Raw genomic sequence first — 16,251 nt, forward strand, 5'->3', positions numbered from 1 at the left:
GAAAAAAAGGACAATGGCATTCGAATATATAAAAGCGCTGCATATCATCTTTATAGTCACCTGGTTTGCAGGCCTATTCTATATTGTGAGGCTATTCATCTATCAGGCTGAAGCTTGGGAAAGACCAGAGCAAGAAAGAAAAATTCTCATTCCCCAGCTCAACCTTATGGCTTCTCGACTTTGGTATATTATCACTTGGCCTTCGGCAGTTTTGACCCTCGTATTTGGGTTTTGGACATTGTCTTATAGATGGGGATATATGCAATTAGGCTTTATGCATGCCAAGTTGGCTTTTGTATTTGGCTTGTACATCTATCATTTTTATTGCCACAAATTGTTCAAAGATTTGCAATCAGGCACTTCCAAATGGACTTCTACACAGCTAAGAATTTGGAACGAAATCGCTACTGTATTGTTATTTGCTATAGTCTTTATCATTGTCCTAAAAAACCTATTAAGTGCTGTCTGGGGCGTAATTGGACTTATTGCATTAAGTATATTGATGATGATTGGAATTAAGTTTTACAAAAAAATCAGAGAAAAAAATGAATCCTAAACTGAACCAAGCTTTCTACTTCATATTAATAACAGCATTGATTCTCAGCTGTCAAAATCAGCAAGAAGAATCAACAGGAACTCTACCTATATTAGGGAACTGGCACATCAATGAGTTTGAAATGGAAGGAAAAACGATTCAAGACACCGTCTTTCACAAAATAGCAAACTTCAACTTTGTCAACCAAGAAGGGAAATCAATCAGCAACAGTACAACAACTGGAAAAGTATATGTGGCAGATTTTTTCTTCACCACCTGCCCGACAATATGTCCTATCATGAAAACTCAGATGCTAAGAGTCTATGAAAAATTCAAGGATGAAGATCAGTTTATGATTTTGAGTCATACCCTTGACCCGGAGCATGACACACCTGAGTTATTGAAGGAATTTGCTTACAAAATTGGCGTGGAAAACGACAAAACTTGGCATTTCCTCAGTGGAGATCAGGAGAAGATTTTTGAAATAGGTCAGACTAGCTACCTGACCACAGCCATGGAAGATAGTAGCGAGCCAGGAGGGATTCTTCATTCAGGTGCATTTGTACTAGTCGATCAAAAAGGCCGTATCAGAGGGGTATATGATGGCACAAAAGAAGATCAAGTAAATAAACTTATGAGAGATATCCCCAAACTCCTCACTCCCAAAGAATGAAAAGATTAATCATTTGCATACTATGTCTAGGCTCACTCTTTGGATGTAAGGCAGAGAAACAAGACGATGAAAAGGGACTCTCTGAGATTAGAGACCCCAAAGTATTGCAATATGCCATTGAAGGCAAAATACTTTTCGAAAATCATTGTGCAAATTGTCATCAGCGTGACGGTAAAGGACTCGGTAAACTCATCCCCCCTCTAAATGGCTCCGACTATATGCTAGAAGATATAGGCAGGACTGTTCGTATAATCAAAAATGGATTGAAAGGCGAAATACAAGTAAATGGACAAAAATACAATCAACCCATGCCTGCCAACCCGACCTTGACAAACATGGAAATCGCCCAAATCACCACCTACATTTACAATATTTGGGGGAGTAGTGAAGGGATAATTGACAGTAAAAAAGTAAATGAGTATCTTAAAGAAAACTAATTCTTCAATGCAATCTTTGCATCAGACATAGCTTTTTTGATATCCTCGTTAACTTTCTGCACCATTTCCCTTTGCTCCAGAAGATACGACTCCAATTCTTCATCTGTCATTTCATCTTCCTTTTGATTGAATTGGCGCATCCAAACAAACATACCGTCAAAAGCCTCATCAAGCTGCCTAGCAAGCAATTTCAAAGATGCTACTTCTTCAGTACTACTTTGATCTAGATTAGCTTCCAAATCATGAGCTTTTGCGATCACTTCTTTCCTCAAAGATTTCAATTCTCCCATAAATGGCATCACTTCGTCGTGAATCTGAATCACTTCATCTCTAAGTTTTTGATTCTCTAGAGCTTTGTCCTCTTTACATGAAAAGAACATTGAGATCAAAATCAAAACGTAAAAATTTCTTAAATAAGCATTCATTATTTTTTCTCTACTAATTACACAAAGAAAAAATAATTTAACTAAAAAAAGAAATTATTTAACATTTACATTGCATTTCCTGTGAAACTTCCAATTTATAATATGAACAATAACTAAACTTAACGAGGCTATTAGGGAGACATAGATCATCCATGATATACTTTCATGTAACAAAACAGCTACAGAAAAAATTGTCACGGCAATATAAAGTGCTATTTTTATCCCCTTAGAATGTGTCGTTTTAGAGGCGTTTAAAACTGCCCATATGGCCAATGCAACAAAAATAAAATCCATCCAATGTCCATGAAAATGAATATGATGATCATGATCATGGTGAGAATGATCATCATGCCCAAAAATGAAACCTAATGAAATCATCACTGGAATGGCTAGGCAATGAATCATACACAGTAGCGAAGCTGAAATCCCCATCAAGTCCGCCGATTTTGAAGATAATCTTTTAAGTTTTTGCAACATAATTGCAAATATACATTTAAATTTTCTGATTATACGCTTTTTGCCAGCAACTTCAATTCATTGGCTCAACAGGTTGTTAATGCTCAATATCCAAAAGTATCCAATATCAATTTATATCGGAAGTTAGATAAAACGGAATTTTGTAATGTTTTTGGCAAAGTCCCGCATATCCATATTAAATTTATGGAAGTACTCAAATATTAAATAAAATTCTGAAATTTGGTAAAATTATTCATCATAGTTCAATGAAATTAAGGATAATCACAAAAACCAAATTCATACTTAACAGCAACAAATTCCTCAGTAAGGATCAAAATTAAAAACCTATGAAACCATATTGCTTTTCAAAAACGGATATAATTCAATCTCAAGATGCACAGATTCACCCTATGGACATTGGTTTGATTAGGGGGTATGGGATTTTTGATTTTTTCAGAACATCGAATTACGTACCACTTTTCCTATCAGACTATTTAGATAGATTCATCAGATCCGCTGAAAAAACACATTTGGATTTGAGGTATACTAAGAAAGAACTTGAAGAAATCATCCTGAAACTGATCGAGCAAAATGACTTAGAAAATGGTGGTATCCGAATGCTTCTGACTGGAGGACTATCAGAAAACCATTTTAGTCCAGCAAAAAGCGACCTTTTCATCTTCTGTGAAGAGCTATTGTTTCCCTCTCCATCAAAGTATGAGCAAGGTGTGAAGCTTGTGACTGCCGATTACGTAAGAGCTATTGCCGACATCAAAACAACAAACTATGCCTATCCTGTATGGCTAAGTGCGCAATGGAAATCACTAAATGCCGAAGATGTCATCTATCATCATCAGGGCATCATTTCTGAGAGTTCAAGGAGCAATATCTTTGTCATCAAAAACGAAGAAATTAGTACTCCAAGTGAGCACATTCTTCATGGCATTACTAGAAAGCGAGTTTTAGAATTAGCTCCCAGAACCAGCATTAGAGCTATCACTTTGGAAGAGCTGATGAAAGCTGATGAAGTATTCATGACCAGTACAACGAAACGCATTCTGCCGATTACCACTATCGATGAGTCTAAAGTAGGAAATGGTAAAGTAGGCCCATTCACTCAACAGCTGATGGAGGAATTCAAAAAAATGGAAGCAAAACACACCCTACATTAATTGACTTTTGAGGTATAACCTTGAATCTTCTTTTTCCTATTGCGTGACATGCTGATGACTCGCAGGACCTGAGGATGTCGAACAATCATCTAAAAGTTTCAAAAAAAACTGCCTCTGAATACACCTTCAGAGGCAGCCAATCTCATGCTGCTAGTTTGATAAATTGGATCAATTCACTAATTCCGCATCTACCACAATATACATTAGCTTTTCTGGATCATTGTCGTTCAAGGTAAGTTTGCCCCTTACTTTCACTCGCTTTGAAGTATACTTGATTGGTGATTTCATCATCACTTCCATCACTGTCTCTGGACCACCTGATCCACAGAAAAAGCATTCTGCTAGGGGCAAAGAAGATAAGATAATATGCTCTGGCTTGAACATCCCTTCAAAAGGTATGATATATCCGTCTGCTTCCACAACTTTACCTGCTAGCTTTTTGATATTATCACTGAATACAGGAATGTATAATTCCCCAAAATCATCCTCGCCAATTTTATACGTCACCTCAGACAAGGCTCTCCAAACATTACCATTGGTCTGTGCATAGGTAAATGTACCTAGACCCATCATTACCAAAAGCAATAGTATTCTCTTCAATCTCATTTATTCAATTATATTAGGTTGACAATTTAATTCTCTCTTCACAAAACTACATTAATGCTTTGATTTTCCAGCTTCACAAGCTTAGATTTATAAATCATGGTTCTTTTCACAACAACCAAATCCTTAGCAGAGATCATGCTCTTGTCAGCTGCTTTGCTATATCTGTTCTATAAGCTGAATATGCTGGAATCAAGGAAGCAATCACCCCAACAGCAACAGCATAAACCACTATCCACAATTCTTCTTGCAAAAACACTGCCGCAGAGAGGCCACTTATCGCACCTTGTTCATTTTGAGCTACTAGCAAGGCAAGGAATACATGTCCGATGGCAATACCTACCAACGCACCGAGCAAAGTCAAAATAATTCCCTCCAAAACGATATGTATGAACAATTGAAAGCTTGAAGCTCCCAGTGTACGCATTACTGCAAGGTCATATTTCCGTTCTTTTAGGGAATTGAACAAAGCTATGAAGATACCTAAGCCTGCGATAAAGATAATTGCATAAGCGAGACCTTGGATCAGCTTCACTCCTACCCCCAAAAGCTCAAACAACCTTGATATTTCGAATGAGGGAGATGCCGCTTGCATGGAACTTCTGCTATTGATGTACCTAGGGAGCTGTACCGCCGCCATAGGATTCCGATACTGTACTAGCAATGAAGTAACTTCACGATCTTCATCTGTTGGTGGAAAACCAGTCGTACTGACATCTGCGGTAAATTTGTCATGATCATGACCTTCATCATGAGAGTACCACACAGACTCTATACTGGTAAGCACCAATTTATCCAAAACGTTGTTCATTTTGGCAAGAATACCTGTGACAAGGTAAGGATGCTCATCATGCTCATGACTGCTACTGCCAATACCATGTGATCCCACAAAATTGTCCCCTACTTTTAGTTCCAGCTTTCTAGCAACTTCTTCTCCAAGGACTACTTCGAATGGTTTTTTCCAAACTTCCCCTTCCGAAATTACTGCTTGATAAAGCTCAAGATAGTCATGATTCGTACCTATTATCCTGTATCCTTGATAATTATCTCCCATTCCTAGAGGAATGATTTTTTTCACAAGTCTATTTCGTGTGAGAGATTGAGCCTCTTCCATATCTATATTACCTGTAGGAAAATCAATATGGTATACACTGGAAAGTATTAACTGTAGCGGACTACCCTTAGCACCTACGACAAGATCAATACCCTCTGCATCTTTGGCCATCTTATTTTCAAACTGATCTTGAATCAAGATCAAAACGGTAATGATTGCGAGACCTAGAGCCAATAGAAGTATATTTAGGCCAGTATTCAAAGGCTTAGCAATCAAATATTTCCAACTTAGTTTCAGCATATTCATGACAAAGCTCCTATCGTTATTTGATTTACTATATGGTCTTTTACCCTTTGGTCATGTGTCACTATAATAAGTGCCGCATTATACTTCTTAGCCTGATCCTGAAGTAATTTAATCACAATTTCTGCATTATGATCATCCAAACTAGCCGTAGGCTCATCTGCCAAAATCAAATCAGGCTGATTGGCCAATGCCCTAGCTATAGAAACCCTTTGGGCTTCTCCTTCACTCAAGGTATTTACTTTTGCTCTGCGCTTATCTGCTATTCCTAACTCCTTGAGCAATTCTTGATTTCTCTTTCCATCTGCCCCTGAAAAAAAATTAGCCAAACTGAGATTCTCCTCAACGGTCAATGGAGAAAGAATATGAGGCTTCTGAAAAACTATTCCAATGTGCTTTCCTCTAAACTTATCCAATTTTGCGCCACTTAGCTGATTGATTAGGGTATCTCCTAACCTTACATCCCCAGAAAGAGGTTTAAGCAATCCTCCCAGAATATTTAGGATAGTTGTCTTGCCACTGCCTGATTTCCCTAAAATCAAAAGCTGCTCACCTGAACTCAATTGAAAGTCAGGAATATCAAATGGCCTCCCTTTTTCGTATTGAAACTTTATACCTTTTACTTCTAACATCATTCTCTATTTATTGGCACTTTTACATGGAAGGTAGTACCCTTACCTGCATCACTTACAAAACTAATATCTCCTTTGAGCACTTCTACACATTTTTTCACAATAGACAGGCCTAATCCAGATCCCTCTATGATTCCCACATTCTTTGCCCTAAAGAAACGATCAAATAACTGATCTTGTTCCGCTTTTGGTATTCCAATACCGCTATCTTTTATCTTTGCTTGAATGTACCCCCCTTCGGACCATACGTTGAAATCCACGACCTGACCATCTTTGGAGTACTTCACTGCATTAGAAAGTAAGTTTTCAAAGACCTGATACATCAGATCGACATCTGTCACCATGGATCTAGGGATTTTCTCAGTTTTGAGAACAATTTTGACATCATTTTCCGCACCTGCTTTGACTACATCTACTATCTCTTGAAAGAAAGAACTGAGATACATTTTCTTTGGATTATAATCTATCTTATTGGCATCTGCTTTACCAAAAAATAAAACTGAAGTTAATAACCCATTCAGACTGCGTACCGAGCTTTCAATTTTATTAGCATGCTTTGCTATCTTAGCCTTGAAGGGGTGATCTTTGTCTGCATAGACTTGGAGCAATTGGGCCGAACTCAAAATTGACGTTAGTGGGGTCTTGAATCCATGCGATACGTTCAAGACTATTCTAGATTTAAGCTCTCCTATTTCTCTCTCTTTTTCCAATGCCCTAGTCAACTCCTTGTTAGCTTCATGAAGATCCTTGGTTCTTTGTCTTACTTTTTCCTCTAGTTCATTGTTGAGTTTCTGTAGTTCTTTTTCCTTCCGATCTTTAAATATGGCCAATTCAATAACCATATTGAGTTCACGAATATTGAATGGCTTGATGACATAAGCACTCGGATTGGTGCCTACGACCTTGGTCAAAGTCTCAGAATCGGAACTTGCACTCAGGTACACCACAGGAATATCATATTTTTCATTGATGATTTCTGTAGTTTTGATACCATCCAACTCCCCTGACAGATTAATATCCATCATCACAAGGTCTGCTTGATTCTTTTCCAATATCTCCAAGGCCTTTTCACCTGAATCTGAAATCCCTATGATTTGATGGTTGTTTCTCTCTAAGGCCTTCTTGAGCAAAAGTGCAGAGACATGATCGTCTTCGGTAATTAAAATCCTTAATGGGTACATAGGTGATTTTTAAATTCAACTGCAAATTACTAGAATAAATGTTTTCCTAAAATCAATTTTGAAACAATGGTAACTCGACAGTTGCAAGAGTGCCCTTTCCTTTTTCGCTTTTGAGGCTGATCTTTCCTTTTAAAATCTCGATTAAACTCTTGGTGATTGTCAACCCAAGTCCTGTTCCCTCATACATCCTGTTGTACCCTTCGCTTTCTTGCTCAAATGGATTAAACAGCTTATCCATAAAATCCTGGCCAATACCTACACCCTCATCTTGGATTTCTAGTTTCAGATTTCCATCATGTAAGCCTACTTTGACACAAATCAATCCTTTTTCTGAATACTTTATAGCATTACCTACCAGGTTATTGATAATCATTTCTAGGTACCTCCGATCAATTTTTGCCATGAATGGTTTGGTTTCAAATTTTGCAGAAAGCAATAATCCTTTCTTCATTGCCAGTGTCTTCAGAGGCAACAAAACTTTGCGCACATAGTCATTTACTTCAGTATTTTCTAACAATACATCCATTTTATTGGCCTCTATTTTTGATAGATCCAAAATCCCATTGATGGTATGCAGTAGTCTTTCTCCAGATTCTTTAATGACTTCTAATTGCTCCTGTAACTTTTGGTCTTGCTTCCATGTTTCAGCTATATGAGCGGCTGTACCTAGTATTCCATTGAGAGGGGTGCGAATCTCGTGACTCATATTTGACAAAAAACTAGATTTAAGCCGATTTGATTCTTCTGCCTTTTCTTTGGCTTTCATGAGACTTTCTTCATACTGCCTCTTGTCTGTCACATCCCGAAACACTGTAAGCAATACCCTAGAGCCGTGATATTCGGCCTCAAGCCAAGTAATGAACATTGAAATAATTCTCTTCCCAGACTTAAACGGCATCTCCGCTTCATGCTCAATACTTTTGTTTTGGATCCCTGCACCTGTATTAGAAAGGATAATATCTCTTTGCTTGTAGTAGAAATCAGGATCGGTATATAAATCCTTAATGTGCATTGATTCTAGTTCAGACCTGGAGAAACCGACCATTTTTTCCAAACTAGGATTACCTGTTAGTATGCGACCTCCTTCCAATGAAAGAATTAAACCATCCACAGAGCTGTTCCATACATTCCTGAATTGGTTCTCTAAAGTAAATGCTTCTTTGGTCTTTTCATCAATGGTTTTTTTAAGCATCAGTTGACTTTTTCCTTGATTGACCAAGGTGTTCAGCAAAAACCCAATACCAACAAAAATCCCCAACACGATCAAGACAAACCATGCTTGAGCATAGAATGGTCTTCTGATTGTGAAAGGTTCACTCAATATTTCATCTGAGAAAATCACTCCTCCCAAACTTGAAAACATCCTTAAGCGATATGTCCCAGAAGGCAAATTATTAAATACCAAAGAGTTACTTGTTGGATTAAATATTTGCTGCCAGTCTTCGTGATATCCATCTAGCTTATAATTCACCACCAAATCAGTAAACTGCAAGAAACTTATCGCCCTGTAGTTAATTTCTACAGAATTGTTTTGGTATGACACTTTAGTCAGATCAGGATCTTTGATTTCTTTGTTGAGCAAAGAAATTCCCAAAATATCGGTAGAAGGTGGTGCTAGTCTCAAGTCATCTTCCGATGGGAAGTAAATAGAAAGTCCCCTTTGTGTACCAATCATAATCCTCCCTCTATCAGTCTCTATCATGGCCCCTCGATTGACCTCATTACCTATAAGGCCACTTTTTTGATCAAATTTCCTGATCGAGACATCATCTATCATATAAACACCTTGATCTGTACCTGCCCAAATCTTGCCTCTTGAATCTTTCAACAAAACAAAAATAGGTCGTCGTATCCGCTGACCTCTAAGCTCAAAATCAGTAATCTCACCATCTTCCCATACTTTCAGTCCCGATTCTGTCCCAATGAGCATTTTTCCATTCTCTTCCAAAAAATCATAACCTATGACATTAATATACTCATCCGTCTGAGAGATGGTGCCTTGAATGAGTTCATTTCCTCCTTGCAGAAAAATCAAACGACCATCTTTGAGCTTATCAACTTTCCTTAAAAACACCTGCTCTTTTGGTATGTTTTTCAAAAGTTCTAAAGTAATATCATTTTCAAAAAAACCTGACTTTCTGTTGATATCGGAGAGGTAGACCCTATCACGAGTCACTACAAACAAAGAATCCCCTATTGCCTTCACAGAAGTCACAAACTTACCCTCCTTACTTTCCTCATAGGTCAACTCCCCCGTCTGAGGAACATACCTCCCTACACCAGCTAGATTAGATGAAAACCAAAAAATCCCATTCTTATCTTTTGAGAAATTCGTAACTCTATTCCTTGGCTGACCTGCCAAAGCTATTTCATGTCGCAAATTTTTATAAACTCCATTTTCAAATAATTGCACACCATTATTGAAACCAAATAAAAATCTACCATCACCTAACTTGGCAACAGCAGTGACCTCGTCTTCTAAAAATCGTCTCGAATCGAAATTTAGAAATAGCAATGAATTGATATTAACCAGCCCCCTATTGGTCCCTATCCAAATAATTCCTTCACGATCTACAAATGCTGAATAAATATTATAAGCCTTTAAGGCTTCAAGAACACTTATTTCTTGAACTTGATTATTCTCGGGATTATACTTGTAAAGTTGCGAATTGAAAAAGTAATACACCCTCCCATCCTTGAATTGCAATCCACTGTAATCCACCACACTGTAGATGTTTTTAACAAAACCTACATGCGCAAGTTTATCAATTTGCAAAAAATCTGATCCTTGAGCTAAAAAATCTCTTCCCAGGTAATAAAAAACACTATCCTCTTCACTGTAAGCTACATATAAAATAGATCCAGGGATATCTACACCTTGAAAACTTAATCTCTCAAGCCCTTTGAATCCTAGATGAAATGAAGCTTTTTCAAAAAATAAATAGGACTCCCCATGATAGAAAAAGCCTGAAATAAAAGGCCCATATTCCAAAGACGAAAATTCCTCTTTATGCCATTTGCCATCTAACACTCTCCAAGACCATATAGCATCCAAAGTGATGACATGAACCATTTTCTCTTGCCCCTTGCCTAAAACAGTGACATTAAGAAACTTCAAGCTATTCAAGTCTTCTAATTCCTGAGGTAGCTTAAGCTCTTCCCAACCAAATTTGGAGTTTTTATAAACTTTCACCTCTTTGATGACATTAAAAACCCATATCAAGCCATCATCATCCTTTTGGAAACTTACCTTGTTGGTCAGGTCATTGGAAATACTATCAGGTATCCCGTAAGTAGCCATCCCGTCCGAATAATATATCCCATCATTTGTATTGAACCAAATCAATCCCTCTCTGTCTTGAGTCAACTGTTTGACATTAGAAGTCGGAAGGGCTACACCTTTGATTTCACTGTTAAATTGAAAAGATTGACCCAAAAGATCAAAATTCAGAAGTATAAATAAAAGAATAAGAAAATGGCTCTTCATATAATGGGCTTAAGTGGTTCTAAAATAGGAAAAGTTAATGAGAGTGTAAATAAAATGGATATTGTTTGAGAATTCTTTTTGTCTAAGGGCTTATTCTTTTATTTTTGTGTCAAACTTATAAAAATCGCAACATGAGTGTTTTAGTTAATAAGAATTCAAAAGTGATTGTGCAGGGTTTCACTGGATCTGAAGGTTCATTCCACGCACAGCAAATGATAGAGTACGGAACCAATGTAGTCGGTGGTGTAACCCCAGGCAAAGGTGGCTCTACTCATCTTGAAAAGCCAGTGTTCAATTCAGTAGAAGAAGCTGTAGAAAAAACAGGTGCTGACACCTCTATTATTTTTGTACCGCCAGCTTTTGCAGCTGATGCTATCATGGAAGCAGCTGATGCTGGTATCAAGGTAATCATCGCTATCACAGAAGGAATTCCTGTAGCTGACATGTTGAAGGCTAAGCCATATATCAAGCAAAGAGGAGCTACTTTGATAGGCCCTAACTGTCCAGGAGTAATCACTCCAGGAGAAGCAAAAGTAGGTATCATGCCTGGTTTTGTATTCAAAAAAGGTAGAATTGGTATCGTATCAAAATCAGGCACTTTGACTTATGAAGCAGCTGATCAAGTAGCAAAAGCTGGACTAGGTGTATCTACAGCAATCGGTATCGGTGGAGACCCTATTATCGGAACCTCTACCAAAGAAGCTGTACAACTTCTCATGGAGGATAGCGAAACTGATGCCATCGTAATGATCGGTGAAATCGGTGGAAACTATGAAGCTGAAGCTGCAAAATGGATCAGAGAAACAGGAAACAAAAAACCTGTAGTAGGTTTCATCGCAGGACAAACAGCACCTCCAGGACGTCGTATGGGTCACGCAGGAGCTATCGTAGGTGGAGCAGATGATACAGCAGAAGCCAAGATGAGAATCATGAGAGAAAATGGTATCCATGTAGCAGAATCACCAGCTGAAATTGGTGCTGTAATGGCCAAAGCTCTTGGTGTGGAAGCTTAATTATGATTTCTATAAAAAAATTTAATAGATTATTTTAATAATATAATCTGTATACGCTCCGAATAACTTCGGAGCGTTTTTTTTGTGATATAAAACATCTTATTTTCTTCATTTTTCACCATTAGAAGCCATAATTATGGTAAGTACAGACTTTTTTATTTAGAAGTTTAATTAGCAACCTGTAGATTTAGTAACATCAAATCCATTGATCCTCAATCATCTCTAGCTTAACCTTTAGGATATAGAGCACCGTATAGGTTTTTTCAGCTGGTATTCTCATAGTTTGATTTCAAAAAAAATTATATGTGCATATCCTCACAGGCACCAGCTACCAAGTCATATTTAGGGTTTTCAAGATCCAGATATTAATTGATACTGGATTCGCCTTGGCGGACAAGTTATTAGTGATACCAGTCTTGAAGTAATCTATTATTTGCTTGAAATACTTCTTCATGTATCAAAAAGGACATACATAAATTAAAATACGATGACTACAGAAAACATAAAACTGGATAAACTTAGCCCTTTTGTACAGTTTATTAGAAAAAGTACATTTGGCTCATTTTTGCTATTTTTCTCAGCTGGACTTGCATTGATACTAGCCAACTCTCCTGCCAATGTTCATATCCAATGGTTCTTGAATCAAAAAATAGGATTTACTATAAGTGGTTTTACTTTAGAAAAGTCTTTGTTGCTTTGGATCAATGATGGACTTATGTCTATATTCTTCTTTGTTGTAGGTTTGGAATTGAAAAGAGAAATCCTAGCTGGCGAACTCTCCGTACCAAAAAATGTTCTTATGCCAATAATAGGAGCTTTAGGAGGAATGATTCTACCTGCTTTGATTTATGTCACTTTCAATATAAGTGGTTCGGATGAGGCTTTGAAAGGCTGGGGAATCCCAATGGCTACAGATATCGCTTTTGCACTTGGAGTGCTTTACTTGCTAGGACCAAAAGTCCCGATTCAACTAAAAGTATTCCTGACTGCATTAGCTATTATAGATGACTTGGGTGCAGTATTGGTTGTTGCTATATTTTACACCTCAGAAATCTCAACTCAAAATCTATTAATCGCTGGACTAATTTTGGGCTTCATGTTTCTTTTGAGCAAACTGGGTGTGAGGAGAGTTTTAATTTTCTCTATTCTAGGAATAGGAGGAGTCTGGCTAGCCACCTTATTATCTGGAGTACATGCTACTATAGCGGCTGTTGTTGTTGCCTTTGTAATACCCGCAGACAGAAGAATCAACAAAGCTAGGTATATAGAATCTATCAATGCCTTGACTGAAAAATTCAAAAAAGCAAAAAAATCAAAAAAGGATGAATATTTGCTTTCGAGTGAGGAAGAAAACATAATCGGAGAAATAAAAAGAATCTCAAAAGCCTCTATTTCCCCTATGCAAAGACTAGAAAGAAGCATGCATGGACTAGTAGCTTACTTAGTTATGCCAATATTTGCTCTAGCAAATGCTGGAGTAATAATCGACAATAACTGGCTGGAAATGATAAGTAGTCCTGTCGCACTAGGTGTAGGAATAGGATTGGTTTTGGGGAAAATTTTAGGCATATATGGCTTATCAACTTTAGGATTGAAGCTTGGATGGTTTAGTATGCCAGATGGGCTCAATAATTCTATGCTCTTAGGGATATCGTTCTTAGCTGCAATAGGATTCACTATGTCTTTATTTATCAATTCACTAGCTTTTACTTCCAATACTTATCTTGAGCAAGCAAAAATGGGTGTGCTATTGGCTTCATTTCTTTCAGGGACATTGGGATATTTAATATTGAAAAAATCATTAAAGTCCTAAATCATGTGGGTATTTGCGGAGATACCAGAAAACAAATCCTACCAGAGTCTTCAAGAGTCAGAAACCAATGGAGACTCGATGAAGGCAGGTTGGATTTGCTCAGACTAAAACGCAGAGGATATTGATCTATAGGTAATCTATTAAATTACCTAAAACCATCCCTCTAATGCAAATTCAACTAAAAAACATATAAGCGCATTCAGTGTTTTCAGATTCCCTTTCAAATAACAAATGTGCTGCACAATAGTACTTTCCAATTTGCGAACAAAACCTGAAAGGTCTTCTTAACCAAACGACATTGATATCAAAACTAAAAAAGGCTGTTTCGAAAATTCGAAACAGCCTTTTTATTACTCTTCAATCTTGTCTAGACCATGCTCTTGCTCAAACTGATTCCTCTTGATTTCAAATCGTTCGATTTCTGCATTTACCATGTCGAGGGATTCATTGTATCTTGCAAACAAATCCGACATGTTTTTCTCCATTTCTGAAAAATTGAACTCCATAGCGTCCAACTGAAGTTTGGAGGATTTTTCGATCATGGCAACCTGACTGTGCTTAAGGTCCTCAAGCATTCTCAATGCCCTATCCATTTTCTCTAATTTCTCTCTGTTATTCATATCTAAAATATAATTTTTGATAAGATAAGTGCAAAGACTGTTCCAGAAATAACAAACTTTGATTCAACCCTGATTTTAAAATTATTCAAACTAAAATTGCTTTAATGTTGCTTTTTATTAAATTACAATCAGTCTAATGTAGCTTTCGAGCAATCGGAAGCTACAAACTTTTCAAACCGATACACCATGAAGAATATCAATATAAGGCATATTTTGCTAAAGCTTGTTTTAGTCTGCATCTACTCCTGCGCTGGAAATCAAAGCTCGGAACCTGAACTCAGCTTTAAGGAATTCATACTTATGAAATTCATCTAGACCGATTCACCTCCCCTGTTGAGGAGTACTTTCAATATTTGAGTGATTGGAAAGGAAAAGAAGCTTATGCTTTTCATGTTGAGGCAAAAGGACAAATCAAGCTATACAGTCTAGAGACAGGAGAGCTAATAGAAAGTATAGCATATTCAGAAAATCAACCTAACCTTCAAACTGGAATTCATGAATTTTTCATTATAAATGAAGATAGCATCTTTCTAAATCGCCGGAGAGCATACAAAATGTACCTCATCAACAAGGAGTTTGACATTGTTCAAACCTTAGATTTTTTTCTGGAAAATGATGAAATAGATAAAAACACAGGTTGGCCAAAATCCAAAGAAGCATTTATGCCTGTATTCAGCAGGAATAGACTTTTCAGAAAGATTGAAGATAAGATCTATGTCTCAGGCGCACCAAATATCAATGCAGTCTATGCCGAAGCAACAAGTGTAAAAACCCTTCTCAATTCCAAGAGTCTGGTCACTGGAGAGACGCAATCACTTTTAGGTTTTCCAGAAAAGTTGCAAGGTAGAGGATTAGGGGAGTATTATGAGATGTTATATATGGATTACAACCCTAATGAGGACTTCTTCTTGTTAAGTTATGCTGCGGACGAAAAAGCTTACTTGGCAAACAGGGAGTTGAATATTATAGAAGAGTTTGACGCATTTCCGAAAAACTACAAAAAAGCCCCACCTCTATCCTCTAAAGAAATCGAAAACAATGATGCGTACAGATCTCATTATCAAAACCACCACATCTTTGGATCTATTCATTGGGATCCATTTCGAAAACTCATCTATAGAATAGTTGAGGAGCCAAATAAAAATTATAAACCAGGATTGCTACGTGACCCAATTCACCGAGCTCGGAATATGACGATTATGGCTTTTGACCCAAAGCAAAACTATCGTAAAATCGCTCAACTCCTAGTTGAAAAATCAGAAAATGGGACTTATCTGGACCGATGTTTTGTTAATGAAAAAGGGTTCAACATCACTTATGTCAGCAATGAAAATGAGGATAAACTGTACTTCAAAACCTACTTAGTAGAATGAGGTATATTTATTTCATATTTGTGTTTCAGCTTCTTTCATACTGTAGCTCAAAAAGCTCCATGGAAAATATGATATTGAGCTATGTTGAAGAAATCACTAATTCCAAACCTCAAGAAGATCACCAATACATACTGGTTTCAGACTTCAGCTGTGCACCATGCAAAGAAAAAATCTTTAACGAAATAGAAACTACAAATAGCCATACAATTTACATAATTGTCCAGCCCAGAAACAGATCAGTTCTTGAAGAACGGTTCGATCGTGCGATTGAAAATAAAATGGTTTTCATTGATTTTGAAGGAATTAACAGAAAACAGGGTGTGATTTTTGACAATGCTCTTGAGCTAAAAATGCGAGACAAGAAATGGCAAGTACCGCTAAAACTAGATTAGATTTCTATAATTCTACTTAAAAGTATTATCAATATTATAAACCCAAACACCATATTTTGAATTCGATCTCGGGCCTAGCCAT

16 protein-coding genes are annotated in these 16,251 nt (G+C 37.1%); 8 read left to right on the forward strand and 8 right to left on the reverse strand.

Annotated elements, in window-relative coordinates; genetic code table 11:
• Positions 1–13: 13 nt before the first annotated feature.
• From MM214_RS16425 to MM214_RS16435, 3 genes are read left to right on the forward strand one after another with little or no spacing between them, the layout of a single operon-like run.
• A complete protein-coding gene (locus MM214_RS16425) occupies positions 14–556 on the forward strand; it encodes a CopD family protein (RefSeq protein ID WP_241297110.1) in 543 nt (180 codons plus the stop codon).
• The gene (locus MM214_RS16430) at positions 546–1,208 is read left to right on the forward strand and encodes an SCO family protein (protein WP_241297112.1); all 663 of its coding nucleotides are present in this window, start codon (positions 546–548) and stop codon (positions 1,206–1,208) included. The genes MM214_RS16425 and MM214_RS16430 overlap by 11 nt, the downstream gene beginning before the upstream one ends.
• Positions 1,205–1,645 carry a c-type cytochrome gene (locus MM214_RS16435; protein ID WP_241297113.1) on the forward strand — a complete coding sequence of 147 codons (441 nt, stop codon included), beginning with the start codon at positions 1,205–1,207 and terminating at the stop codon, positions 1,643–1,645. The genes MM214_RS16430 and MM214_RS16435 overlap by 4 nt, the downstream gene beginning before the upstream one ends.
• Here the strand turns inward: MM214_RS16435 and MM214_RS16440 are convergent.
• A complete protein-coding gene (locus MM214_RS16440; RefSeq protein WP_241297115.1) occupies positions 1,642–2,070 on the reverse strand; it encodes a hypothetical protein in 429 nt (142 codons plus the stop codon). The two genes, MM214_RS16435 and MM214_RS16440, sit on opposite strands and share 4 nt — an antisense overlap.
• A gap of 54 nt (positions 2,071–2,124) precedes the next feature.
• On the reverse strand, positions 2,125–2,547 hold the full coding sequence (locus MM214_RS16445; RefSeq protein ID WP_241297117.1) for a MerC domain-containing protein: 423 nt from the start codon (positions 2,545–2,547) through the stop codon (positions 2,125–2,127).
• Positions 2,548–2,873: 326 nt separating this feature from the next.
• On the opposite strand from MM214_RS16445, the gene MM214_RS16450 reads away from it, so the two are divergent.
• Positions 2,874–3,698: an aminotransferase class IV gene (locus MM214_RS16450; RefSeq protein WP_241297119.1), complete on the forward strand. Its 825-nt coding sequence runs from the start codon at positions 2,874–2,876 to the stop codon at positions 3,696–3,698.
• A gap of 168 nt (positions 3,699–3,866) precedes the next feature.
• On the opposite strand, the gene MM214_RS16455 is transcribed toward MM214_RS16450, so the two are convergent.
• The 5 genes from MM214_RS16455 to MM214_RS16475 form a co-directional block, all read right to left on the reverse strand.
• A complete protein-coding gene (locus tag MM214_RS16455) occupies positions 3,867–4,304 on the reverse strand; it encodes a hypothetical protein (protein WP_241297121.1) in 438 nt (145 codons plus the stop codon).
• A 133-nt stretch (positions 4,305–4,437) separates the two neighbouring features.
• Entirely contained in the window at positions 4,438–5,661 is a 1,224-nt protein-coding gene (locus tag MM214_RS16460) for an ABC transporter permease (protein ID WP_241297123.1), read from the reverse strand.
• Positions 5,658–6,290, reverse strand: a complete 633-nt coding sequence (locus MM214_RS16465; RefSeq protein WP_241297199.1) for an ABC transporter ATP-binding protein — start codon at positions 6,288–6,290, stop codon at positions 5,658–5,660. Before MM214_RS16465 ends, MM214_RS16460 begins: the two co-directional genes overlap by 4 nt.
• Positions 6,290–7,471: a hybrid sensor histidine kinase/response regulator gene (locus MM214_RS16470; protein WP_241297125.1), complete on the reverse strand. Its 1,182-nt coding sequence runs from the start codon at positions 7,469–7,471 to the stop codon at positions 6,290–6,292. Before MM214_RS16470 ends, MM214_RS16465 begins: the two co-directional genes overlap by 1 nt.
• A 52-nt stretch (positions 7,472–7,523) precedes the next feature.
• Positions 7,524–10,958: an ATP-binding protein gene (locus MM214_RS16475; protein WP_241297126.1), complete on the reverse strand. Its 3,435-nt coding sequence runs from the start codon at positions 10,956–10,958 to the stop codon at positions 7,524–7,526.
• A 131-nt stretch (positions 10,959–11,089) separates the two neighbouring features.
• On the opposite strand from MM214_RS16475, the gene sucD reads away from it, so the two are divergent.
• Positions 11,090–11,971: a succinate--CoA ligase subunit alpha gene (sucD, locus tag MM214_RS16480; RefSeq protein WP_241297128.1), complete on the forward strand. Its 882-nt coding sequence runs from the start codon at positions 11,090–11,092 to the stop codon at positions 11,969–11,971.
• 487 nt (positions 11,972–12,458) lie between these two features.
• Positions 12,459–13,784, forward strand: a complete 1,326-nt coding sequence (nhaA, locus tag MM214_RS16485; protein WP_241297130.1) for a Na+/H+ antiporter NhaA — start codon at positions 12,459–12,461, stop codon at positions 13,782–13,784.
• A 350-nt stretch (positions 13,785–14,134) separates the two neighbouring features.
• Here the strand turns inward: nhaA and MM214_RS16490 are convergent, their stop codons facing one another.
• Positions 14,135–14,404, reverse strand: coding sequence for a hypothetical protein (locus MM214_RS16490; protein ID WP_241297132.1), 270 nt, complete (start codon positions 14,402–14,404; stop codon positions 14,135–14,137).
• 305 nt (positions 14,405–14,709) lie between these two features.
• On the opposite strand from MM214_RS16490, the gene MM214_RS16495 reads away from it, so the two are divergent.
• Complete coding sequence (locus MM214_RS16495) at positions 14,710–15,777, forward strand: DUF4221 family protein (protein ID WP_290295106.1); 1,068 nt, start codon at positions 14,710–14,712, stop codon at positions 15,775–15,777.
• A 59-nt stretch (positions 15,778–15,836) separates the two neighbouring features.
• The gene (locus MM214_RS16500; RefSeq protein ID WP_241297136.1) at positions 15,837–16,169 is read left to right on the forward strand and encodes a hypothetical protein; all 333 of its coding nucleotides are present in this window, start codon (positions 15,837–15,839) and stop codon (positions 16,167–16,169) included.
• Positions 16,170–16,251 lie beyond the last annotated feature (82 nt).

This window comes from Belliella kenyensis (assembly GCF_022549675.1).
GTDB lineage: Bacteria > Bacteroidota > Bacteroidia > Cytophagales > Cyclobacteriaceae > Belliella > Belliella kenyensis.